Origin of the sequence: Paraburkholderia sp. BL17N1 (assembly GCF_003634175.1) — a bacterium.
Taxonomy (GTDB): domain Bacteria; phylum Pseudomonadota; class Gammaproteobacteria; order Burkholderiales; family Burkholderiaceae; genus Paraburkholderia.
In genome coordinates this window covers 1345859-1371412 of sequence record NZ_RBIW01000001.1, presented here as the reverse complement: position 1 = coordinate 1371412, position 25554 = coordinate 1345859, and the positions used below count along the sequence as shown (strand labels likewise).

Annotated in this window: 22 protein-coding genes; 5 read left to right on the top strand and 17 right to left on the bottom strand. The window is 60.1% G+C overall.

Going from position 1 to position 25554, the window contains the following annotated elements; genetic code table 11:
- Positions 1-4 precede the first annotated feature (4 nt).
- The 6 genes from B0G82_RS05965 to dinD all read right to left on the bottom strand — a co-directional run bounded on the left by B0G82_RS05965 (position 5) and on the right by dinD (position 7763).
- Positions 5-2503 carry a hybrid sensor histidine kinase/response regulator gene (locus B0G82_RS05965; protein WP_121306937.1) on the bottom strand — a complete coding sequence of 833 codons (2499 nt, stop codon included), beginning with the start codon at positions 2501-2503 and terminating at the stop codon, positions 5-7.
- The gene (locus B0G82_RS05960) at positions 2500-3180 is read right to left on the bottom strand and encodes a chemotaxis protein CheW (RefSeq protein WP_121306936.1); all 681 of its coding nucleotides are present in this window, start codon (positions 3178-3180) and stop codon (positions 2500-2502) included. Before B0G82_RS05960 ends, B0G82_RS05965 begins: the two co-directional genes overlap by 4 nt.
- The gene (locus B0G82_RS05955) at positions 3173-4597 is read right to left on the bottom strand and encodes a CheR family methyltransferase (protein WP_116143477.1); all 1425 of its coding nucleotides are present in this window, start codon (positions 4595-4597) and stop codon (positions 3173-3175) included. The genes B0G82_RS05960 and B0G82_RS05955 overlap by 8 nt, the downstream gene beginning before the upstream one ends.
- Positions 4594-5058, bottom strand: a complete 465-nt coding sequence (locus B0G82_RS05950) for a chemotaxis protein CheW (protein WP_121306935.1) — start codon at positions 5056-5058, stop codon at positions 4594-4596. The genes B0G82_RS05955 and B0G82_RS05950 overlap by 4 nt, the downstream gene beginning before the upstream one ends.
- A gap of 64 nt (positions 5059-5122) precedes the next feature.
- Positions 5123-6748: a methyl-accepting chemotaxis protein gene (locus tag B0G82_RS05945; protein WP_121308624.1), complete on the bottom strand. Its 1626-nt coding sequence runs from the start codon at positions 6746-6748 to the stop codon at positions 5123-5125.
- A gap of 199 nt (positions 6749-6947) precedes the next feature.
- A complete protein-coding gene (gene dinD, locus B0G82_RS05940) occupies positions 6948-7763 on the bottom strand; it encodes a DNA damage-inducible protein D (protein ID WP_121306934.1) in 816 nt (271 codons plus the stop codon).
- Between the two features lie 297 nt (positions 7764-8060).
- Here dinD and B0G82_RS05935 point away from each other — a divergent pair, with 297 nt between their 5' ends.
- Positions 8061-8384 (top strand): ecotin precursor, encoded by a 324-nt coding sequence (locus B0G82_RS05935; RefSeq protein ID WP_121306933.1) that lies wholly within the window; start codon positions 8061-8063, stop codon positions 8382-8384.
- An 88-nt stretch (positions 8385-8472) separates the two neighbouring features.
- Here B0G82_RS05935 and B0G82_RS39990 read toward each other — a convergent pair whose 3' ends face one another.
- The 3 genes from B0G82_RS39990 to mnmE form a co-directional block, all read right to left on the bottom strand.
- A complete protein-coding gene (locus B0G82_RS39990; RefSeq protein ID WP_012434883.1) occupies positions 8473-8634 on the bottom strand; it encodes a hypothetical protein in 162 nt (53 codons plus the stop codon).
- Positions 8635-8868: 234 nt separating this feature from the next.
- Entirely contained in the window at positions 8869-10077 is a 1209-nt protein-coding gene (locus B0G82_RS05930; protein WP_116143473.1) for an integrase arm-type DNA-binding domain-containing protein, read from the bottom strand.
- Positions 10078-10253: 176 nt separating this feature from the next.
- Positions 10254-11648 carry a tRNA uridine-5-carboxymethylaminomethyl(34) synthesis GTPase MnmE gene (gene mnmE, locus B0G82_RS05925; RefSeq protein ID WP_121306932.1) on the bottom strand — a complete coding sequence of 465 codons (1395 nt, stop codon included), beginning with the start codon at positions 11646-11648 and terminating at the stop codon, positions 10254-10256.
- 369 nt (positions 11649-12017) lie between these two features.
- Here mnmE and B0G82_RS05920 point away from each other — a divergent pair, with 369 nt between their 5' ends.
- Entirely contained in the window at positions 12018-12431 is a 414-nt protein-coding gene (locus B0G82_RS05920; RefSeq protein WP_116118620.1) for an XRE family transcriptional regulator, read from the top strand.
- A 133-nt stretch (positions 12432-12564) separates the two neighbouring features.
- Here the strand turns inward: B0G82_RS05920 and yidC are convergent, their stop codons facing one another.
- From yidC to rpmH, 4 genes are all read right to left on the bottom strand, one after another.
- Complete coding sequence (gene yidC, locus B0G82_RS05915) at positions 12565-14223, bottom strand: membrane protein insertase YidC (protein ID WP_116143469.1); 1659 nt, start codon at positions 14221-14223, stop codon at positions 12565-12567.
- 30 nt (positions 14224-14253) lie between these two features.
- Entirely contained in the window at positions 14254-14484 is a 231-nt protein-coding gene (yidD, locus tag B0G82_RS05910; RefSeq protein ID WP_007180115.1) for a membrane protein insertion efficiency factor YidD, read from the bottom strand.
- Between the two features lie 106 nt (positions 14485-14590).
- Positions 14591-15076, bottom strand: coding sequence for a ribonuclease P protein component (locus B0G82_RS05905; RefSeq protein ID WP_106284939.1), 486 nt, complete (start codon positions 15074-15076; stop codon positions 14591-14593).
- Positions 15077-15099: 23 nt separating this feature from the next.
- Complete coding sequence (rpmH, locus tag B0G82_RS05900; protein WP_004198824.1) at positions 15100-15234, bottom strand: 50S ribosomal protein L34; 135 nt, start codon at positions 15232-15234, stop codon at positions 15100-15102.
- Between the two features lie 392 nt (positions 15235-15626).
- Here rpmH and dnaA point away from each other — a divergent pair, with 392 nt between their 5' ends.
- From dnaA to gyrB, 3 genes are all read left to right on the top strand, one after another.
- Positions 15627-17267 carry a chromosomal replication initiator protein DnaA gene (dnaA, locus tag B0G82_RS05895; protein WP_241974495.1) on the top strand — a complete coding sequence of 547 codons (1641 nt, stop codon included), beginning with the start codon at positions 15627-15629 and terminating at the stop codon, positions 17265-17267.
- A 220-nt stretch (positions 17268-17487) separates the two neighbouring features.
- Positions 17488-18591 (top strand): DNA polymerase III subunit beta, encoded by a 1104-nt coding sequence (gene dnaN, locus B0G82_RS05890; protein ID WP_007180118.1) that lies wholly within the window; start codon positions 17488-17490, stop codon positions 18589-18591.
- A gap of 113 nt (positions 18592-18704) precedes the next feature.
- Positions 18705-21176: a DNA topoisomerase (ATP-hydrolyzing) subunit B gene (gene gyrB / locus B0G82_RS05885; RefSeq protein WP_121306930.1), complete on the top strand. Its 2472-nt coding sequence runs from the start codon at positions 18705-18707 to the stop codon at positions 21174-21176.
- A gap of 356 nt (positions 21177-21532) precedes the next feature.
- Here the strand turns inward: gyrB and B0G82_RS05880 are convergent, their stop codons facing one another.
- From B0G82_RS05880 to B0G82_RS05865, 4 genes are all read right to left on the bottom strand, one after another.
- The gene (locus B0G82_RS05880) at positions 21533-22009 is read right to left on the bottom strand and encodes a hypothetical protein (RefSeq protein ID WP_199730062.1); all 477 of its coding nucleotides are present in this window, start codon (positions 22007-22009) and stop codon (positions 21533-21535) included.
- Positions 22010-22220: 211 nt separating this feature from the next.
- Positions 22221-23183, bottom strand: a complete 963-nt coding sequence (locus B0G82_RS39355; RefSeq protein ID WP_147439452.1) for a hypothetical protein — start codon at positions 23181-23183, stop codon at positions 22221-22223.
- Positions 23183-24373 carry a DUF3696 domain-containing protein gene (locus B0G82_RS05870; RefSeq protein WP_241974494.1) on the bottom strand — a complete coding sequence of 397 codons (1191 nt, stop codon included), beginning with the start codon at positions 24371-24373 and terminating at the stop codon, positions 23183-23185. Before B0G82_RS05870 ends, B0G82_RS39355 begins: the two co-directional genes overlap by 1 nt.
- Complete coding sequence (locus B0G82_RS05865) at positions 24370-25482, bottom strand: DUF262 domain-containing protein (protein ID WP_121306927.1); 1113 nt, start codon at positions 25480-25482, stop codon at positions 24370-24372. The genes B0G82_RS05870 and B0G82_RS05865 overlap by 4 nt, the downstream gene beginning before the upstream one ends.
- Positions 25483-25554: the final 72 nt, after the last annotated feature.

The following is a 25554-nucleotide window of genomic DNA, read 5'->3' as shown; positions in this document are numbered from 1 at the left end:
GGGACTAACCGTATGCTTCGCCGATCAGATCGCGCACCGCATCCAGCAGTGCTTCGTCATGAAAACTGCCTTTCGCCAGATAGTAGTCCGCGCCCGCGTTCAGTCCGGCGCGGCGGTCCTCCTCACGATCCTTGTACGAGACGATCATCACCGGCAGCGACTGCAACTGCGGATCGCGCTTGATGAGCGTGACAAGTTCGATGCCGTCCATGCGCGGCATGTCGATGTCGGTAATGACGAGGTCGAAGCGCTCGCCGCGCACGGCGTTCCAGCCGTCCATGCCGTCGACGGCGATTGTCACGTCGTAACCGCGCGTGGCCAGCAGCTTGCGTTCGAGCTCGCGCACGGTGAGCGAATCGTCGACCACGAGTACGCGGCGCGTGGCACGCTGAGCCGCGCGCGCGACGCCGTGTTGCGTGTGCTTCAGATCGCCACCCGTCACGAGCCGTTCGACGGAGCGCAGCCAGTCGTCCACGTCGGCGATCAACACCGGATCGCCGTTCTCCATCAACGCGCCGGCGGTGATGTTGCGGATCTTGCCGAGGCGCGGATCGAGCGGCTGCACCACGAGCATCCGCTCGCCGAGAAAGCGGTCGACCACCACGCCGTAGGTTTGCGAGCCGTCGCCGATGACGATCATGCTGACGGTGCGGCTTTCGTCCGCGGGCGGCGCGGTGTCGAGAATCTGATGCGCGGTGACGACGCCGATACGCCGGCCGGAAAAGGCGATGTGCTGATGCCCTTCGAGCCATTCGATCCGCGTACGATCCACCTGCAGCGTGCGGTTGACATGCGCTAGCGGCACCGCGTACGGCTCGCCGGCCACTTCGATCAGCAGGCTGCGGATCACCGAAAGCGTCAATGGCAACTGCAGTTGCACACGCGTGCCGAGGCCCGGTTCATGCGTGATTCGCACCGTGCCGCGCACGCGTTTGACGATGTCGTGCACCGCGTCGAGTCCAACCCCGCGGCCCGAGACTTCGGTTACCTGGCCGCGCAGCGAGAAGCCGGGCAGAAGCAGGAATTCGAGCAGCTCGGCCTCGGATAGTCGCGCTACCGTTTCCTCGCTCGCGAGTTTCTTGCGCACGATCGACGCGCGCAAGGCGTCGAGATCGATGCCCGCGCCATCGTCGGAAACGGTGATGAGCAGTGCGCCGGCAGTGTGACGCGCGTCGAGCGTGAGCGTGCCTTCCTCCGCCTTGCCGCGCGCGAGGCGCACGGCGGGCGCTTCGATGCCGTGGTCGAGCGCGTTGCGCAGCATGTGGCCGAGCGGCGCTTCGAGCAGATCGAGAATGTCGCGATCCACCTGAGTCGATTCGCCGACCAGTTGCCAGCGCACTTTCTTGCCGAGCGAACGCGCGACGTCGCGCACCATTCGTGCGAGGCCGCTGGTGCCGTCGCCGAACGGGCGCATGCGGCATTGCAGGGCGGCGTCGTAGAGTTGTTGCGACAGATGCGTCGAGCGGCGGTCGAAGCTCTCCAGATCGGCGAGACGCTCGGCCAGCAAATGCTGCGATTCGGCCGTGAGGCGACGCACTTCTTCGAGCGCGGCCTGCGCGCGCGGATCGAGCTTGAGGTCGGCGAGCGTTTCGTGCAGTTGATCCAGCGCGCGAGTGCTGTCGCGTTGGACGCGTTTGACACGCAGCATCGATTGCGCGAAGGGTTTCAGCCAGCGCGATTCGACCAGCGATTCGCCGGACAGCGAGAGCAGACGGTCGAGGTTTTCGGCGCGTACGCGCAACATGCGGCCGAGTTCGGTGGTCGCTGCGATGGCTGTGCTGTTTGACGCGGACGGGGCGGCGAGCGGGGCGTCTTGCTTCTGCTCGGGTACGAGGGCGGCGTTGTCGTCTTGTGTAGCCGCGGGCGTCGCGTTGGCCGGTGTGGCTTCAGCGCGCAGTGCATTGGCTAGCGAGTCGAATACGGCGTCTGGGTCCGGCTGCGCGGCCGGGATGGCCCGCGGACCTTCGGCGCGCAGTGCGCGGGCCAAATCGTTGAACGCGGCGTCAGGGTCCGGGTCCGCATCCGCATTTGCACCGGCAGCAATGGCAGGCTCTTCGGCGACCGCAGTGGTCGCCGGCAGCGTAGAGTCTCGCAGCATCGCCGCGCCGTGCGGCAGCACACCCGACATACGTGTCTGCAATGCCGCCACACACGCGCCGACCGCGTCGCGAGCCGACTCGTCCTCATCGTTGCCGATGCGCGCGACGATATCCACCCCGCGCAGCAACTCGTCGATCCAGGCCGCGTCGAGCAACGCACGCCCTTCTTGCGCGGCGACGAAGCAATCCTCCATCGCATGCGCAAGTTCGACACCAACCTGCACGCCGACAATTCGCGCGGCGCCCTTCAACGAATGCGCGGCCCGCATGCAGGCCTCGAGCGCGGCGGCATCGCGCGGCGTGCGGTCGAGGGCGAGCAGGCCGTCGTTGAGCACGCGCGCCTGGGTCCGCGCTTCTTCGCGGAACAGATCGATCAGCGACGGGCGGCGCGGGTCGTCCGTCATCCGAGACTCCGGTTCAAGGTGTCGAAGAGCGCGTCGGCGTCGAGCAGGCCGACGCTCATGCCGCGCCACGGCGCGACTGCGCGCGTATGCGCAGCGGCGGCATGCGAGAGCGTGGCAGGCGGCGCGCAAAAGCTGGCCGTCGCGATCCGGTGCACGCCGTCGACCTGGTCCACCGGGAACACGGCGTGTTCCTCAGCGCGCGAAACAACGAGGAAGCGCGGCAGATCGTGACGCGCCCGATCGTCGCGTGCGGCGGCGCCGGTTTCGAAGCCGAGCAGGTGCGCGAGCGACAGGCACACCAGCAACTCGCCCTGCACGTTCACTACGCCCAACACCGCGCGATGCTGCCGATGCGGCAATGTATGAATCGGCCGCGTCTGCACGATGCGTTTGAAGATCGGCGTGGGCAGCGCGAGCCATTCGTCGCCGATGCGAAAGACGAGGAACGATTCGCTCGCGCCTTGCGCATCCTGCTGCGGTCGTGCCCGCGCGCGCACTTCATGCTGCGAGAGATCCACCAAGGGAATCGGCCGTTCCAGCAGTTTGGCCGCGGCGGTTTCGAACACCGGGCAATTGAGGCAGCGCACGTACTCGACAAGACGCTCGCACGACGAGTCGCCGCGCACGCCAATGCGATTCCAGCAATCGTCGAAGCTCGCCGTCTGCGCATCAGCCACGTTGCGCTCCCTGCGCGCGCGTCGCGCGTTGCATCAACAGGCGCGCACCGTCTCGGTCGCCCTCGAGTTCAAGCAAGGTCGCGAGATGCGCGAGCGCTTCCGCGTGTTGAGGATCGAGATACAGCGCCTTGCGATACTGGCTGCGTGCAAGGTTCGCGTCGCCGTTGGCATCCGCCAGAACGCCGAGCAGGTAAAACGCGTCGGCGTGCGGGGCGTGATGTTCCAGATAGGCGTTGATCGCCGTGGCCGCTTCCGCGAGGCGGCCGGCGTCGGCTAGCGCGTGCGCGGCTCGCAACGTGTCGCGCGCCGCGTTGATCGGCGCGGTGATTGGCGGCAATGGCGAGTTGCGTAGCGGCGACGTGGTGGCGGGCATCGGCGTCTTGCGCGCGTGTGTCGCGACGTTCTCACGCGGTGTGAACTGCGTTGCACCGCTGAACGGCGTACGCGCAACCGGATCGGGCCACGCGAAAGGCTCCGCGGAAAACACTGGCGGCGACGAGAGTGCGGGAACGTGCGAATGCGTCATCGCGAGTGCGGCGGCCGTAGCGAGCGGTGCAGTGTGCCAGCTATTCCACTGCGTTTCCTCGGGCGCGCTGTGATGGAACGCGAAGGCCAGCGGGATCTTCGCGGGCTGCATGCCGTAGCGCATCAGCAGCCCGGTTTCCGCAGGGCCGACGAACAGCGTGCCGTTTCCGGCCAGCACGCTGGTGAGCGCCTGCAAGGCTTTTTGTTGCGCGTCGCGATCGAAGTAAATCAGCACGTTCCGGCAGAACACGAAGTCGTAGACACCGAGCGACGATGCATCGAGTTGCATCAGATTGGCGCGCGAGAAACGCACTGCTTCGACGATGCGCGGAGCGAGACGCCAGCCGTCTTCGGTGCGCGTGAAGTGCGCGTCGCGAAACGGAAACGCATTGCCGCGAAACGAGTTGCGTCCGTAGACAGCGCGTTGCGCGACGGCGAGCGAGCGGTCGCTGATATCCATTGCGTCGATGCGCAACCGGGCGGCGTCAAAGCCTGCGTCGAGCAGCGTCATCGCGATCGTGTACGGTTCTTCTCCGGTCGAGCAAGGCAGGCTCAGAACGCGCAGCGGCAACGCGTCACCGCGCTCGGCGAGACGTTCATGCGCGAGTCGCGCGAGTGCCTTGAAGGCTTCGGCGTCGCGATAGAACCAGGTCTCCGGCACGACGACTGTTTCGATCAACGCCTGCACCATCGAAGGTGAACCTTGCGCGGCTTCCCAATAGTCGTTGAGCGTGGCCTTGGCGTGGCCATCCGCGCACCACGCCGCCGCGCGCTGATCGACCGCGCGCTCGATCGCGCTATGGCCGAGCGATGCCGCATCGAGCCCGATCGTCCTATGCAACAGTTCGGCGAAGCGTCGGTAGAGCGGTGCGTTGTCATGATGCGCGTTCATGCGTGCGCCTCGGGAAAGAGGAGCGCTTTGACGTCGTCGGGCAGCAGATGCTCAATGCGAATCCACTGCACGAGACCGCCCGCTTCGCTCGCGACCGGCCCGAGATACCGCGCGTGCGGCATGTCGAGTCCGGCATCGTGAAACGCCGACATGTCGAGTCGAATCGTGCGCGTCGCGCCTTCGAGCAGCAGCGCGAGCAGGCGCGTCGTGCCCGCGTGCGGATAGCGCACCAGCACGATGCGCGTCGACATCAGTTGCGCGGCGGGACGGCCGAGCGCGAGCGCCGGCAGATCGATCAGCGGCAGCGGCGCGCCTTCGTGATCGAGCACGCCCGCGACCCACGGCGGCGCGCCGGGGATCGTCTTCGGCGGCGACTGCGGCGTGAGCGGCATCAGACGCTCCACCTGCGTCGCGTCGATCACGTACCGTTCGCTATCGAGCGTGAAGAGGATGAAGAGCATCGGCGTGTGCGAGAGCGATGGATGGGCGTGCGGGTATCGGTGTCCGGCGGCGCGGCGTGGCGCGTCAGGCCGTCACCTTGAAGCGCGACACGCCGGTGCGCAGACTGTTGGCGACGTGCGTCAGATCGTCGATCGCCTGGGTCGACTGGCGCAGCGACTCCGCCGTCTGCTGCGCGGCCTCCGAGAGTTGCGTCAGCGCCTGGGTGATCTGCTCGGCGCCGGTGGCCTGCGTCTGCATGCCTTCGTTGACCATCGAGAAGCGCGGCGCGAGTTGCTGCACCTGCTGGATGATCTGCGTGAGATGGCCGCCGACGTTCTGCACGTCGAGCATGCCGCGCCGCACTTCTTCGGAGAACTTGTCCATACCCATCACGCCGGCCGCCACCGCGGACTGGATTTCCTTGACCATCTGTTCGATGTCGTAGGTCGCCACGGCGGTCTGATCGGCGAGGCGGCGAATCTCGGTTGCCACGACCGCGAAGCCGCGGCCGTATTCGCCGGCTTTTTCCGCTTCGATCGCCGCGTTCAGCGAGAGCAGGTTGGTCTGATCCGCAACCTTGGTGATGGTGGCGACGACCTGATTGATGTTGCTGGCCTTCTCGTTGAGGATCGCGAGCTTCGCGTTGACCGAGCCGGCCGCTTCCATCACGAGGCGCATGGTTTCTTCCATGCGCGCGAGACCGGCGTGACCGGTGCCCGCGAGCGCCGCCGACTGGCCGGCCACTTCGGACACTTCGTTCATGGTACGCAGCAGGTCGCGCGAGGTCGCGAAGATTTCACGCGACGTGGCGCCGATCTCCGTGGTGGTGGCCGCAGTCTCGTTCGCCGTGGCTTGCTGTTCGCGCGAGGTCGCGGCGATTTCCGTCACAGACGTGGTCACCTGCACCGCCGATTTCTGCGCCTGTCCGACCAGCGCGGTGAGTTCGTCGGTCATGCGGTTGAAGCCCGCCTCCAGCGCGCCGATTTCGTCCGCGCGATTCAGTTGCAGACGCTGGGTCAGGTCGCCCGTGCGCATCACGTCGACGACGCGGAGCACTTTGGCCATTGGCGTAGTGACCGCGCGCAGCAGCCAGTATCCGGCCAGCACGGCCGCGATGGCGGCAAGCAACAGCATGACGAGCAACACGACGCGGGTTGCCTCGACCGAATTGCGGATGCTTTCGGCGGCTTTGTCCGCAGCGGCTTTGTTGATTTCGACCAGCTTGCGCGCCGAGAGGCGGCCCGCTTCCCAGATCGGTGTCAGTTGTGTGTTGAAGACGCGCACGGCGTTCTCTTTCGAGCTCGGCAGAGCATTCAGCAGCGATGCCTGGATCGGCAGGTACTGCGTGTGTTGCTGGCGGAAGTCGTTGAAGAACTCACGATCGGTGTCGCGGAAGATGGTCGCGCCGTAATCGCCGAACAGCTTCTGCAGCGTTTGCTCGGTCTCCTGCAAACGATCGGTGTCGCGCTTGATGGACTCGGGGTCCACGTCCACGTAAATGAGGCGCTGTGTGACGGTGTAGTTCTCGAACCAGGCCGCGCGCATCGCGGTCGCGTAGTAGAGGCCGGGCATCGAATCTTCCTGCTGGCTCTTCGCGTCGCGGTCGATGCCGCCGAGCTGCTCGAAAGTGACGATTGCCATTGCCAGCATCACGATCAGCACGATCCCGAAGCTGCACAGAATCCGTTGCCGGATGGTCCATTGTTTCACGCGCACGCCCCTTACTTTTTCGCTTGTCTCGACCCGTGCTGTCGATGTGGTCCGACCTGCTATCGACGGGCTGGAAAAGCTTTGCGGGTTGTCAGAACTATCCGACAGGTTATGCGGCGAATTTTACATTGATCGGTGGAATGGGGAAGCGGGGTATCGCCCTGGCGCGCGGAGGTGCACGGATGTAGCGTGCGCTGAATCAGCTTTGGGACTTCTTGGTATCGCGCGTGATCTGCCGGATGCTTGTCTCCGGTGTCGGCAACGCTTCTGGCATGGTTCCACCAAGTTCACGGATGGTGTCGCGGACTTTGCCGCCCACCTCAAAATGCGTCTGATTGGCTTGCCGCTTGCCTTGCACACCGTCGCGGCGCAATTTCTCCTCCGTTTGGGTCGCGCGGAAAAGATTGGCGGCTAGCTCGGTGCTGCCCATATGGTCGAGAATTTTCTGACTCTTTTTCAAACTCTTGCGCACGTGGATGTCCTTTGCGCCCAAGCCACCATAGAGGCCGCGATAGCCATGATCCTGGAAGACTGCATAATCGAGTGTGGTTTGGACGCCGGCACTGCGGGCGGTTGCGCTTAGTTTCTTGTTGTGAAGAGTGAGTTCACCGCGCAGCATCAGGCGACGCTGATCCTCCACCATACTGGCAAAAGCCTTGCCGTCACCGATTTCCTGACGTCTGGTCTGAATCGCAAAGTATGTTTGGCCGTTTGCGATGACGGGCTTCGACGGATCGCCATTCTGTACGACGAGATAGCACGCATATCGCGAGAGGCGGAAGTCTTCGACCGTGCGTTGCGCGCCGGAGCCGAGGCCGACCATTTTTCCCACTTGGGAAAAATGGTCGGAAACGCTGTGGCCCGAGCGCTTGCACGCTTCGCTTGCCTTCTCGATGACGCGCCTGAACTTGTCCCACGTTGCATATTCGAGAAGCGGCTGAAGCTCTCTCGCTGACCAGAACTCGACATTGTGTTCGCTGAATTGCTTGATGCCGTCGAAAGTGTGATTCGTCATAGTGGCTCCCTTGGTTCGTTACGTGGACAGCCGTGCCGATGCGTGACATCCGGCAACCTCACGTCGATTTTATGAACGGGGCTTCGACTAGGCCATCAGACACCGGAGATCAACGCGTCAGGATTATCGTCGGCTGAAGCAGTGCTTTCCTACGCTGGCAGGGCAACGTGGGCGACATGGGTCGCGGTGCGCCGATGTACCGCGTTACACGGGTAATGTCCCGTTACCACTTGCAGCATCTATTTCTGCGCGCGCCCGCCACAATCCGTTCCATGCCTCAACGGCGAGGAGTCAAACATGAAAAAGATCGCAGTGGCGTTGGTGATGGTGGGAAGTCTGAGCGTGGCCGGGCAAGCATCGGCGCACGGCAATGGCGGCGATGTCGTCGGTGCGCTGATCGGCGGGGCCGTGCTCGGGGCGGTGGTGACCTCCGTGCTGAATCCGGCGCCGGTGGTGGCTTACCAGCAGCCCGTGTACGCGCAGCCGGCGTATCAGCCCGCGCCGGTCTATGCGCAAGCGCCGCCGGGATACTGCTATGACCAATACCGACAGGCCTACGTGGCGTGCGGTGCGCCACCGCCGCCGGCTCAATACGGATATCCGCAGCCTCAGGGTTGGTAATCAATCGCAGAGCGCGCGCGTGGTCGTGCGCGTCCACAGACAAAAAGGCCGTCGTGTTACGCGACGGCCTTTTCATTTCAAGCGCGACTCAGTGCCTGTGATGCAACCACTCCGCATAGTGCGTGTCGAGCCAGCGCTCGAGTCTTTGAGGCTTTGTCTTCTGGTGATAGTGGGACGCGGCCCAGATAGCAACGCCGACCAGCAACATGACAGCAGGCCCCAGCAAATAAGCGATCAACGATTCAGACATGGGAGCCTCCGTATCGAGTTGCGTCCACCCTTCAGTTTAGGCGATGAAACGCGGGAGAAAAGGTCCGCGTGATGCGATTGTGGCCGGCGGCTCAGCGGCGTCTTAGCCCTCACCCTTGAAACCTAGTAAAAAATAGAATTTCATATTTCGAGCAGGCAGTTGGGGCGGATGCGAAGTGATTTGTGTACCAATAAAACTGGATGTTTGGAAGGCGCGGCGCCCCACGAGGCACCTTCAGGGCGTACTGGTCGCAACTCTACGCGTGCCTTCGATCTGTGCATCTACAAAATCCGCCCACCGCTGCATAAGCCATCGCTGCCTGGCGGCGTTGGCCGCGCTCGCACCTTGCTCGATACGCTCGGGCGCCGCCGCTGAGTTCTGCGCGTCTGACGATTGTGTTATCTCGCGCAGATGCGCTGCTGCGGTGCGCCGGAAGTCATGCAGGACGAAATGCTCCACGTCAAGGCCGAGCGCCTTGACCGCCTGGTTCAGCGTACTTTTGGCGATCGGCCGGTCGTCGCCCCTGACGCTCGGGAATACGAATTTCCGGCTCGCCCTGGCGTGGTCGAGTTCGCGCAGCATAGAGACTGCCTGCTGCGAAAGCGGCACGCGCTGATCGCGGTCTTTTCTCAGGCGTGCCGCGGGTATCGTCCACATCGCCTTGTCCAGATTGAATTCGGCCCACGTCGATTCGATCAGGTCCGACTTGCGCACCATCGTCAGCACCAGCAGGTGCAGCGCCAGCTTCAGAGGACGGCGAATACTCGACGCGTCGATCGAGCGAAACATCGCGCCGATCTCGTCGCCGGAGAGCACGCGGGTGCGGCTGTCGAAAGTAGCGATGGAGCGCGCCGGCACGACCTCGGCCGGATTGCTGGCCGCGAGTTGCCGGGCGACCAGATATTCGTAGAGACGCTTCACCACGTTGCGCGTATGCAGCGCCATTTTCGGCGAACCGCGATTCTTGATTCTCTCGCATATCGCGACGATGTCATCGGCGGTCACCGCTTTGATCCGCATGTGGCCGATGGCGGGCAAGATGTCCTTGTCGAGCGCGCGCCGCGTGGTGCGACGGTATTCCTCTGACTTGCCGGCCATTTCCGTGGCGAGATAAAGCTCGGCGGCTTCGCGCAGGACATCGGCTTTGCTTTCCGCGCCTCGGTCGCGCCGCGCCGTGGCGACTGGCGAGATGCCTTGCGCGACCATCTCCGCATACTTCTGCGCCTTGGCGCGCGCGACGCGCAGCGAGATCATCCGGTAGTCGCCGATGGTGGCGAGCGGTTGGCGTTTGCCGTTCAACGAATAACGGAAGCGCCAGATCTTGGTGCCGGTCGTCATGACTTCGATGACGAGGCCGTTGCCGTCAGCGACGCAATAGCGGGTGTCGCGCGGTTCGAGAGCGCGAATCTGAGCTTCGGTGAGCGGGACGGCTAAGCGGGGCATGTTCGGATCGCGGGTATTCGGACAGCGGCGATTTTAAAGCTTTTGGCTGCTGTGTACCAAAGATTTGGCGATTTTTGGGTCAACGGAGCGGGGCGTTTGCGTTCGTGAATCTCCGCTTAGGATGACCAGAAAGTCCCTTGCAATAGGACCCGGTAGCCGATGCTGCAGACACTCGCTCACTTCCCGATACAGAACCTGCTAAAAATTACTCCGAGCAGGTCATCGGAACTGAACTCACCAGTGATCGAATTCAGCTGATCTTGCGCGAGCCGTAGTTCCTCGGCGAACAAATCAAGCGCCTGCGAGTTTTGATCGGCGTGTGCGGCTGCAGTCGCCAGATGCTCCTCGGCTGCCCGCAATGCAATGAGATGCCGCTCGCGCGCCAGATACACGCTTTCCGCTCCCGCCTGCCAGCCGGCGATCCGCAACAGTTCGTCGCGCAACAGCGCGACGCCATCGCCCTGTTTCGCGGAGAGTCGCACTTCGCTCAGTTCGAGATCCGCGTCGAGCGCTTGTGCCGCTGGCGCGAGGCCGGTCAGGTCCGTCTTGTTGAGCACGCGTACCACCGGCACGCCGCGCGGAAAGCGCCCGGCAATCGCATCGTCTTCAGCCGTCATGCCGGCGCGCGCATCGAGCAGATGCAGCACCACATCGGCGCGCTCGATTTCGCTCCACGTGCGTGCAATGCCGATTTTTTCGACTTCGTCCTCGGTATCGCGCAGACCGGCGGTGTCGATCACGTGCAGCGGGATGCCTTCGATCTGAATCGTCTGCGCGACCTTGTCGCGCGTCGTCCCGGCGATCGGCGTGACGATGGCCAGCTCGGCTCCGGCCAGCGCGTTCAGCAGCGATGATTTGCCGACGTTCGGCTGCCCGGCCAGCACCACCGAGAGCCCTTCGCGCAACAACGCGCCTTGCCGCGCTTCGCTCAGCACGTGCGCGAGACGCTCGCGTATGCGTGCGAGCTTGCCGCGGGCGTCGGCGGCTTCGAGGAAGTCAATCTCTTCTTCGGGGAAGTCGAGCGTCGCTTCGACCAGCATGCGCAGCGTGATCACGTCTTCGACCAGCGCGTGAATGTCGCGCGAGAACGCGCCGTCGAGCGAGCGGCCCGCTGAGCGCGCGGCGGCTTCGGTGCTGGCCTCGATCAGATCGGCGACCGCTTCGGCCTGCGCCAGATCCAGCTTGTCGTTGAGGAAGGCGCGGCGCGTGAATTCGCCGGGCTCGGCGAGGCGCAGACCGAACGCGCGGCCGGCGTCGATGCAACGCTGCAGCACGAGTTGCAGCACCACCGGACCGCCGTGGCCTTGCAGTTCGAGCACGTGCTCGCCGGTGTAGGAGTGCGGCGCCGGAAAATACAGTGCGATGCCGCGGTCGAGTGCGTTGCCGCTCGCGTCAAGGAACGGCACGTAGCTAGCGTGGCGCGGCGCCAAAGTCTGACCGGTGAGTGCCTGCATCAGCGGCTGGGCTGCCGCCTCGCCCGCACGGCCGAACGAAATCCGCACGACCCCGATTCCTCCCCGGCCGGGCGCGGTGGCAATGGCGACGATCGGATCGGAGTCGGTGGTGAGCATAAAAAGCGTGGCAGAAGCAGAGAGGAGGGGAGGGCGCCGCCGGTCAGCGCGGCGCGAGGCATTGTAACGCGCGCGCATTCGGTGCCCGTGTCGCGGCGCTCTTGTTGATGGCGGAAGCTGACTTATGCCGACGGTTGGGATTTATCTCAAACGAGCTAGGATTGCTACTGCGTTCCTTGAGAATAAATCAGAAGTTGTAGGACGGCGAGGTCACAGACAGGCGTGCTAGACAAGGAAAACACCAAAATTCTACAAATTCGGCAGACCCATTGCCCGAAGCGCCTCGCAAGCTAAAACTATCTCAAATACGCTAAAACTAAACTCGCCCGGTTGTCAACTGTTTGAACGTTGAATTGCACAATCCGGCCCATGCCGACCAATAAAGAAAAAGCCGCCTTCGCCAAACGGTTGAAGGACCTGCTGGAGCCGCTGAAGATTCGCGGCGGGACCAAGCTCGCCGAGCAATTCAACCTTCGCTATCGAGGCGAGCGGGAGGTCACGCCGCAAACCGCGCATAAGTGGTTATCTGGTACGACGATTCCTAAGCCCGATAAGTTGCGTACGTTAGCCGAATGGCTGAACGTGAAAGAGCATTGGCTGCATTACGGACCGTCGCCGGGCGTGAATGCGAGGCCGCTGGCGCGCGGCGAGAAATATCCGCCGTCGCCGGAAACGATTGAGCTCGCTTCCAAAATCGAGTCGCTTACACCGAAAGACCGGTTTCTGGTTCAGGAGATGATCGTTCGCTTTTACGGCGAAGACGCGGAGCCGGGCGAGGAATAAGTACGGCATTGCGTAACGCGTTTGCCGCGAGCATGAAAAAAGCCGCCCGGTTTTGCGCCGGGCGGCTTTTTTTCTGCTGCTAACAGAGCTTTAGACGACGGCGGGCGTTTCCGCCCACCTCACGCAATTGTCATCAAGCCGCTTTTGCCTTCGTTTGCCCCATCATCCGCGTGATGTAGTACTGCTGGGCGATCGACAGCACGTTGTTCACGACGTAGTACAGCACCAGACCGGCCGGGAAGAAGAAGAACATGACCGAAAACGCGATCGGCATGAACATCATCATCTTGGCTTGAACCGGGTCCGGCGGCGTCGGGTTCAGCTTGGTCTGCAGGAACATGGAGACGGCCATCAGCACCGGCAGGATGAAGAACGGATCCTGTTGCGACAGATCGTGAATCCACAGAATCCACGGCGCGCCGCGCATTTCCACCGACGACAGCAGCACCCAGTACAGCGAGATGAACACCGGAATCTGGATCACGACCGGCAGGCAGCCGCCGAACGGATTCACCTTCTCGGTCTTGTACAACTCCATCAGCGCCGAGTTCATCTTCTGCGGATCGCCCTTGAAACGTTCGCGCAGCGCTTGCATACGCGGCGTGATCGCCTTCATGCGCGCCATCGACTTGTAGCTCGCAGCCGACAGCGGGAAGAACACCGCCTTGATCAGCAGCGTGAGCAGCACGATCGACCAGCCCCAGTTGCCGACATAGCTGTGGATCTTTTCGAGCAGCCAGAACAGCGGCTTCGCGATGATCGTCACCCAGCCGTAGTCCTTCACCAGTTCCAGACCCGGTGCGATGCCTTCGAGCATGCGCTCTTCTTCCGGACCGGCGAACAGCTTGGCCGACACGTCGACCGTTTGGCCCGGGGCAATGGTCGGCACCCGCTCCTTCACGCCGACGCGATACAGCGCCGGATCGATCTTCTCGACGTAGATGTCGCGCTTCACGCCCTGCTGCGGAATCCAGGCCGACGCGAAGTAATGCTGGACCATCGCGATCCAGCCGTTGTCGGCCGAGGTCGCGTAATCGTGCTTGTTCTTGTCGATGTCGCCGAACGTCATCTTCTGGAAGTGATGCTGGTCGGTGTAGACAGCCGGTCCGATGAACGTGTGCGAGAAGCGCGGCGTTTCCACCGGCTGATCGTCACGCACCAGTTCCATATAGACCGACGGGCTCACCGGCGTGGTGCCGACGTTCTGAATCTTCGTGTCGACGCCGATCACATAACTGCCGCGCGTGAACGTGTAGGTCTTGATGACCTTCACGCCACCCTTCACCGGCGACTCGAAGCTGAGCTGGAACGACTTTTCGTCGCCCGTCAGGTCGTGCTGCTGGTTCGGCAACGGCGTGTAGATGTCGTTGTGATTCGGGAAATCGCCGCCGAGCAGGCCCGTGCGCGCCAGATACGTATGGTTCGCGGTGCGGTCGAACAGCGTGATGACGAGGTCCGGCTGCTTGCCGTCACCCTTGTTCACGAGCGACAGCTTCGACAGCGTGCCGCCGCGAGTGTCGATTTCGCCGCTATAGACGTCGGTATTGAACTTGACCAGTTGCGATTGCGTGGCCGTCGGCGCGTTGCCCGGTGCGGCTGCGTTCGTTGCCGGCAGATCGGCGGGCTGGGTTCCCGGCGTCGTGGTTCCCGGTGCGGCGCTACCGACGGTCTTGGTCGGCGTGGCGCTCGGGAAGAACATCGACGGGCGTCCGTGGTCGCGTTGCCAGTTGTCGAACAGCATGACCGCTGACATGAAAAAGATGACCCATAGGACGGTGCGTTTGATATCCATGCGTTGTCTCAGTGTCGATGGAACGGCGCGTCAGCGCTTTTCAGAAGTGGGAGGCGGGACGAGATCGATGCCGCCCGCGGAAAACGGGTGGCAGCGGCAAATACGCCTGGCGGCGAGATAAGTCCCGCGCGCGGCGCCATGATACTGGATTGCTTCGCGCGCGTAATCAGAGCAGGAAGGGTAAAAACGGCACCGGTTGCCGAGCATTGGGCTCACGGCAACCTTGTAGAAACGCAGTAAAGCGATGAGTACCGTTTGCATGGCTGGTGCGGCCGGACAGCGCCGCGCAACGTGGAGTACCGGGCGACGCCCGCTCAGCATAGCCGCCGGAGCGGCCTGAACTGCAAAGCGGGCGGTCACTTGAGCGTCATTCCGTCTTGGGCGCTTCCGCGGGCGGCGCCTCGCGACGGGTCACTTCGCGCGCTGCCTTGTCGAGCAACGCCTCGATTTCGCTGCGGCACAACGCCCTCAACGGCGGCGACGAGGCGCTCGGCAAAGCCTTCTTGTCGAAGCGCGTGTGCAAACGCAGCAGCACATCCCAACCGCCGAATTCCGCGCGACGCAGCCGGAAGGCTTCACGCGCGATTCGACGTACCAGATTACGCGTGGCCGCGCGCGGCGCATACTTCTTGCCGATCACGAGGCCCAGGCGAGCTTCGTTGCCGGTGGGCCGGCCGTACACCACGAAGTGCGCGGTGCGGCGCCACGGGCGCAAACGAAAAACGGATGAAAATTCATCCGTTTTCAGCAGCCTTGCGGCTTTGGGGAAGGCGGCTTGCGCTCGCAACGGAACCGAGCCCAGTTGCTGCGCTTCAGCCGTTCCCGCCTTACCGCGGGCTTCACTACCCGGCATAAGCGTCGCGTGCAACGCCTGCCTTAGATGGCGAGGCGCTTGCGGCCCTTCGCGCGACGTGCGTTGATGACCTTGCGGCCACCTGCGGTCTTCATGCGAACGCGGAAGCCGTGGGTGCGCTTGCGACGGGTAACGGAAGGTTGGTAAGTACGTTTCATGTTGCTCTCACTTGATCGAAAAATAACCGCGCGATCATCGCTGAAAGCGCAATGGCCGGTGGTTCGCTGAATTGGTTTTCGCGGAACCCGCTATTTAAACCGGTTTTTCGTTGACCGTCAATAGTTTAGCCTGGTTCGGCCCGGCCCCATGAGGAGCCAGCCTCGTGATCCGTCCCTGTGGATAACTCCCTTGCGGGTCCGTTTTGGCGTTAGAATCTCGCCTTACTTCCCAAAAATCCTGCACGCCGCTCCGGCTCGCTCGTCCCGCAAACCCTTGTGGCACAAGCGCCTGGAGCCATTGCGCCTGGTTAGTCTCGCTGCTCAGGGCCTTGTTGCGTGCGCGCGACAGGGGCAGCGGCAACCGCCGTGCACACCATAACGACAGCAACTCGATGAACGATTTCTGGCAACACTGTTCCGCCTTGCTGGAGCGTGAGCTCACGCCCCAGCAGTACGTGACGTGGATCAAACCGTTGGCCCCGGTCGCCTTCGACGCCGCTGCGAACACGCTTAGCATCGCTGCGCCGAACCGTTTCAAGCTCGACTGGGTCAAGAGCCAGTTCTCCGGCCGCATCGCGGATATGGCGCGCGATTTCTGGCACGCTCCCGTCGACGTCCAATTCGTGCTCGACCCGAAAGCCGGCATGCGCGCCCCTGCGGCGGCCGCGCCGGCACCGGCTTCTGCGCGCCCGGCCTCCGCGCCTAGCTCGATGGGTGGTAGCGCCGGCAATGGCGCTGCGGTGGACGCAGCCGTCGGCGCCGTGCAAGCGGCGCAGGCGGCACGCGCCGCTGGTATGAATGGCGCGAACAACGCCATGGCCAACCTCAACGCGAATGCCCGCGCCGCAGCTGAACACAACGCGAACGCACGCGCTGCGGCCGCTGAAGATTCCGTTGACCTCGATTTGCCCAGCCTCGATGCGAACGAAGCCGCGGCCGCCCGTCGCACGTGGCGTCCGGGCCAAAGCGCGAGTTCAAGCGGTAACAGCGGCGAAAACGACTCGATGTACGAGCGTTCCAAGCTGAACCCGGTGCTGACCTTCGACAACTTCGTGACCGGTAAGGCCAACCAACTGGCGCGCGCCGCGGCGATTCAGGTCGCGGACAATCCCGGCATCTCGTACAACCCGCTGTTTCTGTATGGCGGCGTCGGCCTCGGCAAGACTCACCTGATCCACGCGATCGGCAACCAGCTTCTGATGGACAAAGCCGGCGCGCGGATCCGCTACATCCACGCGGAACAGTATGTGTCCGACGTGGTGAAGGCGTACCAGCGCAAGGCGTTCGACGATTTCAAACGCTACTACCACTCGCTCGACCTGCTGCTGATCGACGATATTCAATTCTTCTCCGGCAAGTCGCGTACGCAAGAGGAATTCTTCTACGCGTTCGAGGCGCTGGTCGCCAACAAGGCGCAGGTGATCATCACCAGCGACACGTATCCGAAGGAAATTTCGGGTATCGACGACCGGCTGATCTCGCGCTTCGACTCCGGCCTGACCGTGGCGATCGAGCCGCCCGAGCTGGAAATGCGCGTCGCGATTCTGATGCGCAAGGCGCAATCCGAGTTCGTGAGCCTGAATGAAGACGTCGCGTTCTTCGTCGCGAAACACTTGCGCTCGAACGTGCGTGAACTCGAAGGCGCGCTGCGCAAGATCCTCGCGTACTCGAAGTTCCACGGCCGCGAAATCACGATCGAAGTGACGAAAGAAGCGCTGAAAGACCTGCTGACAGTACAGAACCGGCAGATTTCGGTGGAAAACATCCAGAAGACCACGGCTGACTTCTACAGCATCAAGGTCGCGGACATGTATTCGAAGAAGCGTCCCGCGAACATCGCGCGGCCGCGGCAGATCGCCATGTATCTGGCGAAAGAGCTGACCCAGAAAAGCTTGCCGGAAATCGGCGAGCTGTTCGGCGGACGCGACCACACCACGGTGCTGCACGCGGTGCGCAAAATCGCCGATGAGCGCAGCAAGGACGCGCAACTGAACCACGAACTGCACGTGCTGGAGCAGACGCTGAAGGGCTGAGCCGTCTGTCTGGAAAAAACGACCTGTTTATTTCCAAACTCGCCCCCATTTTAGTGAGGCGGTTCCGTTTTCAGGCACAATACAGGTTTAACCGCCCGGCGGCCGCGGGCGGATTTCACGCCGTGACAGGCGCAGCGTGGCGCCGGCGGGGAGTCGTGGCTGCGCGCGGGATAGCTTGCCTGGCAAGGCGCGCAGGCCGTTATATCAACGAAGGAACTCTATGCAACTGGTCAAGACCGAACGCGATAACCTCCTCAGGCCGCTGCAAACTGTGAGCGGCATCGTCGAACGCCGCCATACGTTGCCGATCCTCGCCAATTTGCTGATTACCAAGAACGGCCCTGATGTGTCGTTCCTGTCCACCGACCTCGAGTTGCAGATCACCACGCGTGCGGATTTCGGCGTGGGCGGCGATTCGGTGGCGACCACGGTGGCAGCGAGAAAGCTCCTCGACATTCTGCGCGCCATGCCCGACGGGCAGGTCACGCTCACGCTGAACGACAAGCGTCTGACCGTGCAGTCCGGCAAGAGCCGCTTTGCGCTGCAAACGCTCGCCGCGGACGAATTCCCGACGGTCGCGCAAGCTAAAGACTACGGCGCGAACCTTGTGGTTCCCCAGAAGACGTTCCGCCAGTTGCTCGGCATGGTCCATTTTTCGATGGCCCAGCAGGACATTCGTTACTACCTGAACGGCATGCTGCTGGTGGTGGACGGCGACCAGCTGATGGCGGTCGCCACGGACGGCCACCGTCTGGCGTTCTCGTCCATGAAGATCGAAGGCTCGTTCCAGCGTCAGGAAGTGATCATCCCGCGCAAGACGATCCTGGAACTCCAGCGTCTGCTGGAAGACATCGACGACACGCTGAAGATCGACATCGCGCAGACGCAGGTCAAGTTCACGTTCGGCCAGGTCGAACTGGTGTCGAAGCTGGTGGAAGGCAAATTCCCCGACTTCCAGCGCGTGATTCCGAAGTCGCACAAGAATCAGTTCGTGATCGGCCGTGAAGAACTGCAGCGCTCGCTGCAACGCGCCGCGATTCTGACCTCGGACAAATTCAAGGGCGTGCGCTGCATCATCGAGCCGGGCCAGTTGAAGATCATGTCGACCAACGCCGACCAGGAAGAGGCGCAGGAAGAACTGGAAATCGCATACGACGGCGACAGCGTCGATATCGGGTTCAACGTCACGTATCTGCTCGACGTGCTCGCGAACCTGAAGGTCGACACGTTGCAAGTGAGCCTGGGCGACGCCAGCTCCAGCGCGTTGATCACGATTCCCGAGAACGACGAATTCAAATACGTCGTCATGCCGATGCGCATCTAACGCGTCCAACACCAAGAACACACCAAGGGGCGCAGCGCCCCTTTGGCGTTTTTATGGTGATTTGAAAAGTCCCGAGCAGCAACCTTGCAGCAACGCAGAACCGGAAAAAATCCATGACTGAAACGAACAATTCGCAACCCGACAACAGCTACGGCGCATCCTCGATTCAGATCCTCGAAGGTCTGGAGGCGGTGCGCAAGCGGCCCGGGATGTACATCGGGGATACATCGGACGGGACCGGTCTGCATCACCTCGTATTCGAAGTGCTGGACAACTCCATCGACGAAGCGTTGGCGGGGCATTGCAACGACATCCAGGTGATCATTCACGCGGACAACTCCATTTCCATCACCGACAACGGCCGCGGCGTGCCGACCGGTCTGAAGATGGACGACAAGCACGATCCGAAGCGCAGCGCCGCTGAAATCGTGATGACCGAGTTGCACGCCGGCGGCAAGTTCGACCAGAACAGCTACAAGGTGTCCGGCGGCCTGCACGGCGTGGGCGTGTCGTGCGTGAACGCATTGTCGGCGTGGCTGCGTTTGACCATTCGCCGCGACGGCAAGAAGCACTTCATGGAATTCCACCGTGGCGTGCCGCAGAACCGCATTATCGAAGAGATCGACGGCGTGGCTGTTTCGCCGATTCAGGTTGTCGGCGAGACCGAGAACCGCGGCACCGAAGTGCACTTCCTCGCTGACGAGACGATTTTCGGCAACATCGAATATCACTACGATATTCTGGCCAAGCGGATTCGCGAACTGTCGTTCCTGAATAACGGCGTGCGGATCAAGTTGACCGACCAGCGTACCGGCAAGGAAGAAGATTTCGCGTTCGTGGGCGGCGTGAAGGGCTTTGTCGAGTACATCAACAAGAACAAGTCCGTGCTGCACCCGAACATTTTCCACATCAGCGGCGAGAAAGACGGCGTGGGCGTGGAAGTGGCGATGCAGTGGAACGACAGCTACAACGAAAACGTGCTGTGCTTCACGAACAACATTCCGCAGCGTGATGGCGGGACGCACTTGACCGGGTTGCGTGCGGCGATGACGCGCGTGTTGAACAAGTACATCAACGATCACGAAGTCGCGAAGAAGGCGAAGGTTGAGACTTCGGGCGACGATATGCGTGAAGGGTTGTCGTGTGTGTTGTCGGTGAAGGTGCCGGAGCCGAAGTTCAGCGCGCAGACGAAGGACAAGCTGGTGTCGTCGGAAGTGCGCGCGCCGGTGGAGGATGTGGTCGCGAAGGCGCTCGAAGAGTTTCTGCTCGAGACGCCGAATGACGCGAAGATTATTTGCAGCAAGATTGTCGATGCCGCGCGCGCGCGGGATGCGGCTCGGAAGGCGCGTGAGATGACGCGTCGCAAGGGTGTGCTCGACGGTGTTGGGCTGCCTGGGAAGCTGGCGGATTGCCAGGAGAAGGATCCGGCGAAGTCCGAGATTTATATCGTCGAGGGTGACTCGGCAGGCGGGTCGGCGAAGCAGGGTCGCGATCGGAAGTTTCAGGCGATTTTGCCGCTGCGCGGCAAGGTGCTGAATGTGGAGAAGGCAAGGTATGACAAGCTGCTTTCTTCGGAGCAGATTGTGACGCTGATTACGGCGCTGGGTTGCGGGATTGGTAAGGAAGACTACAACCTCGACAAGCTGCGTTATCACCGCATCATCATCATGACCGATGCTGACGTTGACGGTGCGCACATTCGGACGCTGTTGTTAACGTTCTTCTATCGGCAGATGCCGGAGATGATCGAGCGTGGGTATATCTATATCGCGCAGCCGCCGTTGTTCAAGATCAAGGCGGGTAAGGATGAGCGGTATTTGAAGGATGAGGCCGAGGTCAATGCTCACATTCTGAAGCTGGCGCTGCAGGGGTCGGAGTTGTTGGCATCTGAAGGGGCTACGCCTATCACCGGCGATGCGTTGGGGGAGTTGGCTCGGGCTTATTTGCTGGCTCAGGGTGTTGTTAACCGGTTGAGCCGGTTGTATGACGCCGGGGCGCTTGAGGCTGTGATGGATGGGATTGCGATCGACCTGTCTAGCGAGGAAGCGGCGGATGCGTCGGCTAAGGCTCTTGAGGCGAAGTTGCGCGATGATCCGTTGAAGCCGGAAGTTAAGGTTACGACGATGTATGACCCGGTGAGGGAGCTGCGCTCGCTGCGGGTTGCGCGGACGCATCACGGGAATCAGAAGATTTCTGTGTTGGATCAGGATTTTCAACTCACCGCTGACTATCAACAGCTGATCAATACCGCTAATACGTTTAAGGGGTTGATTGGGACTGGCGCTGTCATTAAACGTGGCGAGCGGAGTATGGCGGTTACTGATTTCAAGTCCGCTATGAAGTGGTTGTTGGCGGATGCTGAACGCAATATTTCAAAGCAGCGCTACAAAGGCCTGGGCGAGATGAATCCTGGGCAGCTTTGGGAGACTACGATGGATCCGACTGTGCGTCGTCTTCTTCGGGTGCAGATTGAGGATGCTATTGCGGCCGATGGGATCTTCACTACGCTCATGGGGGATGATGTGGAGCCGCGGCGGGCTTTCATTGAGTCGAATGCGCTTAGGGCGGGGAATATTGATGTTTGAGAGCCCCACCGCGTTGTAGAAAGCTCGCAACGAACTCGGTACGCCGGAATCTTTGAGCGTTCTTCGATTAGATGGAGCCAGCCGGTTCAGGCTGGCTTTTTCTTTACAGGGAGTAGATTTTTGCGTGGGCTACGATGGCAACGCGATCATCGTGACCGATGACAGATGTTGGATATTCGCGTGTCTGCGCAGTTCCCCAATATGCGAACCTGCCCGCATTTTTGTGTGCGAGGCGGTTAGCGGATTTACCCGCGTGCGTTGATGAAGCGCTCACCAAACAGGATGGCAAACTGGTTCATGGCTGATTTCCAGTCGAGGGAGCACAAAGGCGGAGATAGCTTGAATTGAAAGTGTTATCAATAGCCAACTATCAATATACCCTTAAGAGGTAGCCGCATCCTGTTACTCGCATACATCGTCTCAAAGAAAGCAACTACCCGGTCGAAATCAGGATTGCTGGCGCCTGCCGCCTTGTATAGATTTCTCACCGCAATTGCAAGATATTCGACTTCGTCCATCATGCAGGCTTGAAACAAGTCTTTTAAAAACTGATTATTTACCACTCCGCGGCCGGCCTCCACTTCAACGACAAATTTTCCTGCGATATGGTGGGCGTCAGCTTCGAAGGCCTTCGCGATTCGGCCGTTATTTCCATACAACACTGGTACGCGAATTTTTTCAGCTTTCTTCTTTCCCGTCTCGACGGAAAACCCAAGATCCACAAGAAATGGCGCCACTTGTGAGAGGACCGTGTTGCTCGGTAGCGTGTGTTCCGACGATGTTATCGTGCTATAAATTTCTTGGAATGCCTTTACGATTCCGAGTGCGAGCATTGTAGGCTTGTCCGACCTTGGAAAGTACGCCCAATTGATCATTTAGTTGCCGGCAAAGTAGTTTGACTTTCTATTCGAATCGCCGATTCTACATCAGCTGTTCAGATCCCGAACATGAAAATACTGTCGAGCGAGCTCTGTTGTTTAAGGAAAACGTCGATCGAAAGCACACCTCCAGGGCTCCTTATTATCTATGTCCGCGCATCGAAAATCATTTCTTTGTTATTTTTGGGCCAATATAAAATATATTAATTACTTTTTGCGTGGAATCCATCGGCCAAGGAAAGTGAATTCGAAACTGCGGAGTCTTTATTTTTCCGTGCCAAGGGCAAAAGTGCAAGGTATCACTTCCGCCGAAATCTTTAAATGTTAATTTTTCTCTGAAATCCCGTTCATTTCCATCAGACTCCCCTGAAAACCACGCTTTCTCGCCCGAAAAATGATCGGCGATGAGGCGCTTCGTTTCATCTGAATATGTTCCATCTGTGTTTCTAGACTCAACAAATTCTTGTAGAACACGCAAAAGCTCAAAAATACGTTCAACGACATATGGGCTGTATGGCTCCGCTTGCAGGCTAGTGGCTGCCTCCGGGCCGATCACGAGACGATCAAAACGGCGACGAGCGCTTTCAATAGCTTGCTGCCAATTACGTGGTGGCTCCTCTGCGCTATTAGCCGCCGCGAGCAGTTGGTCGCAAGTCCACAGATTCGTCAGATTCCATCGCCCCAACCGATCTTCGGGCAGTCCATGCTCTATAGATATCGGCGAGTAGTCAAACCCACTTCCTTGAAAACTGTAAGTTGTCGCCTCCGCACCGGCTACCACTTGCCGGACCGCTTCGCCAACACCACTGTTCGTAACATCAACGCCATTTAATTCGAAATAGTCGTCGGCGTTAGCAAGGCGCGAGTCGTCCCAGAAGGGCCCCTTCGAAGCAATCCACTCCAATACAGCCCTTCTCAAGGCTTGGTCCGCACTCCTCTGCACCGCCTCTCTAAAGTTTGATTGGGGCGTGACCATCGCTGCGTGAAGATTTCGGGAGCAATGAAGTCGTTCGGTGAGCGCGGGTGATTTGTGCCGAAGTTGCAGAAAACTTCTGAGAACGTCCAAAAAGTCATGGTGGGAATTAAATTGGCCATGCAGCGATAAGTCATTCACAAACCACTTCATCATCAAGCCCACCCCGCCAACGCTGCCAAGTCTTTTTCGGCTTGATCAAAGAAACCGGTTGGCCAATCGCTGACATTACCCTGTCGATCGAGCAGTGGAGAAAATACGTGCGCAGCTTCAGATGAGTCTCTGGGCCGAGGATTAAAGAAATGGACCACTGCTTCGTCATGGGCAAGTTTTCCGTTCTTTACGGCAAGGCGAACGCCGTTGAGCACGTGATCACTGTGTGTTTCGACAATGACCTGAACGCCGGATGCTGCTATCGTCGCCAAGAACAGTCCCATCTGTGATTGGCCGAGCGGATGCAAGTGCGCCTCTGGGCTGTCGACGACTATGACTTGCCCGTTCTTTGCCAACAGACCGGCGACAATAATTGGAAAAGCGTACGTAAGTCCGTAGCCAATGTTAGCTGGCCTTCGCCAATTGTCAGTCTCACGGTTCCTAAATTCCAACTGCACCAGTTGAGTTTTCGGAATGCGAGCCGCATTCGCCTGTGCGCCGGGAAATATCTGACCGGCCCATGCATTAACTTGTCTACGCAAAGTATTGACCGGATCGCTTGGATTTACGCGCGCAGTTTCTATCGGTTCATCGGAACTACGCTCAAACCACCATGCTGCATATTGCCCGTGCACACCCACATCTGCATTGATCAGATTCGGTGTTTGTGGGACGGGGTAGGTATCGCTGGCGCCATCGCGAACGGCAGAGATAAACAACGTCTCGGCGACCGTTTCCCTTAGCTTTGTCAACGGCTCGGAGACGTCAGCAGGCGCAAGGTGCATAAGGTTCGCTATTGTGGCTGCTTCGAAAGTGGCTCGGGCTGTCGAACCATCGGCGCTCCAAGAGCAATCGATCTTGGACATAGCAAGCGCGTGACCATAGCTGCGATCGTCGGCGCTTAGAGTCCAGTCAATATTGGCCATATCGGATTCTACACCCACAGTTAGTTCCTTCCCGCCGCCGTCATGCAGAGCCTCCCCTGGAGAACCCAGTTGCACCAAATCTCCGTTCAAAGGTACGACACGCTCTAGCCCACCGTCTCGCATGGCCTGCGCCAAAAGCAGTAAAGACTGTACTGCAGTAGACTTTCCGGCGGCATTAAATCCAGTCAGAAGCGTTAGCGCACCCAAACGCAATCGCAGCGAGGCGAAACATTTAAGATTTTCTATATGCAGGCTTGTAATGTTCACGATAGATCCTCGAGAGCTTCGCTCGCAATTGCGAAGCGTGTCTTAACCTGCCGACTACTATTTGTCGAGTATGTAATCGCGTTAATGAAATCGGAATATCCGAGCAACGCGCTGACTTGATCTCGAATTTCACTAATATTTGAACGGACAAAGTCAACGTCAACTCGCGAAAAAAGTACAGAATAAACATCGAACAGGGCAATATTTATTACCGACCGGTTTACACTTTCATCTCCGTGCACGAACGGAGATAATGACTTCCTGAATGCATGATCGCCAAATAATATTCGATTGACCTTCATCGAAAACGTGAACTTCGCAAAGAGCTCATCAAGGTCTACCGATGAGCTTTGCATCTTTTCTAACGCTTGCGCGAGGAACGCATCCATATCCCCACGATATTTTTTGTCACCAAGAAGATAAAAAGCACAAAATCGATTGATCGCCTCTCTGTCTCGCATCGACTTTGCATCAAGAGAGCGGCCAGTTGCGTCAAGAAATGACTCGCTGGTAGCCGCTTGCTTAAGCCATTGCGTTGCACGCCCGTTGAACAAGCAATTTCGCATCTGCTGGCGCGTCAGCGGAACGCCGCTGTTTACACGTTCGAAGATGTCAAGCTTTGCGCGTTCGGGAGCATTTGCGTCTAGAATGTAGACAATTAACTGCGTATCCTCGATGCGCTCTTGTAAATTGACAGGTAGATCAGAAAAACGTGATCCATCAAGTGCGTGCGGACTGTTCTCATCATTTGAGACTAAAGATAAGGCAAAGTCGTCATTGAGGTACCGACTGAATGTCGTCAATCTCTGAAGGCCGTCGACGACAGCAATGCGGCCAGATTTCGCTTCCGCCACATAGAGTACAGGTAATGGGATACGCATTAAGCACGATTCTATTAACCGAGATTGCTTGTCGATCGGCCATACAAAGTCTCGCTGAAAGTCGGGGTCGAGTTGGTAACGTCCCATTTTTATGCGTTTTACAACCTCGGCAACTGTGCGCGTTTCGTTGCGAACGAAGACAGAATCGAGAGGATAGTCTCCCCAGCCTTCCGTAAGAGACTCGTCTAGACCTTCAGGATCTTGTTGCTCCGTCGTGTTCTCGATCACTTGTTCATCTCCATAACCCAACCACGCGCACGCCCTTAGCCCACTTCGAAAAAGTCATGCAACACCTTGTGT

What these genes read in the sequence shown, in the direction of transcription:
- dnaA (WP_241974495.1), top strand. Translation starts at nt 15,627, where the DNA reads ATGAACGATTTCTGGCAACACTGTTCCGCCTTGCTGGAGCGTGAGCTC.
- B0G82_RS05920 (WP_116118620.1), top strand. Translation starts at nt 12,018, where the DNA reads ATGCCGACCAATAAAGAAAAAGCCGCCTTCGCCAAACGGTTGAAGGAC.
- yidD (WP_007180115.1), bottom strand. Translation starts at nt 14,484, where the DNA reads ATGCAAACGGTACTCATCGCTTTACTGCGTTTCTACAAGGTTGCCGTG.
- mnmE (WP_121306932.1), bottom strand. Translation starts at nt 11,648, where the DNA reads ATGCTCACCACCGACTCCGATCCGATCGTCGCCATTGCCACCGCGCCC.
- B0G82_RS05930 (WP_116143473.1), bottom strand. Translation starts at nt 10,077, where the DNA reads ATGCCCCGCTTAGCCGTCCCGCTCACCGAAGCTCAGATTCGCGCTCTC.
- B0G82_RS39990 (WP_012434883.1), bottom strand. Translation starts at nt 8,634, where the DNA reads ATGTCTGAATCGTTGATCGCTTATTTGCTGGGGCCTGCTGTCATGTTG.
- B0G82_RS05955 (WP_116143477.1), bottom strand. Translation starts at nt 4,597, where the DNA reads ATGAACGCGCATCATGACAACGCACCGCTCTACCGACGCTTCGCCGAA.
- gyrB (WP_121306930.1), top strand. Translation starts at nt 18,705, where the DNA reads ATGACTGAAACGAACAATTCGCAACCCGACAACAGCTACGGCGCATCC.
- B0G82_RS05905 (WP_106284939.1), bottom strand. Translation starts at nt 15,076, where the DNA reads ATGCCGGGTAGTGAAGCCCGCGGTAAGGCGGGAACGGCTGAAGCGCAG.
- dinD (WP_121306934.1), bottom strand. Translation starts at nt 7,763, where the DNA reads ATGACGAATCACACTTTCGACGGCATCAAGCAATTCAGCGAACACAAT.
- B0G82_RS05935 (WP_121306933.1), top strand. Translation starts at nt 8,061, where the DNA reads ATGAAAAAGATCGCAGTGGCGTTGGTGATGGTGGGAAGTCTGAGCGTG.
- dnaN (WP_007180118.1), top strand. Translation starts at nt 17,488, where the DNA reads ATGCAACTGGTCAAGACCGAACGCGATAACCTCCTCAGGCCGCTGCAA.
- B0G82_RS05880 (WP_199730062.1), bottom strand. Translation starts at nt 22,009, where the DNA reads ATGCTCGCACTCGGAATCGTAAAGGCATTCCAAGAAATTTATAGCACG.
- B0G82_RS05965 (WP_121306937.1), bottom strand. Translation starts at nt 2,503, where the DNA reads ATGACGGACGACCCGCGCCGCCCGTCGCTGATCGATCTGTTCCGCGAA.
- B0G82_RS39355 (WP_147439452.1), bottom strand. Translation starts at nt 23,183, where the DNA reads ATGATGAAGTGGTTTGTGAATGACTTATCGCTGCATGGCCAATTTAAT.
- rpmH (WP_004198824.1), bottom strand. Translation starts at nt 15,234, where the DNA reads ATGAAACGTACTTACCAACCTTCCGTTACCCGTCGCAAGCGCACCCAC.
- yidC (WP_116143469.1), bottom strand. Translation starts at nt 14,223, where the DNA reads ATGGATATCAAACGCACCGTCCTATGGGTCATCTTTTTCATGTCAGCG.
- B0G82_RS05950 (WP_121306935.1), bottom strand. Translation starts at nt 5,058, where the DNA reads ATGCTCTTCATCCTCTTCACGCTCGATAGCGAACGGTACGTGATCGAC.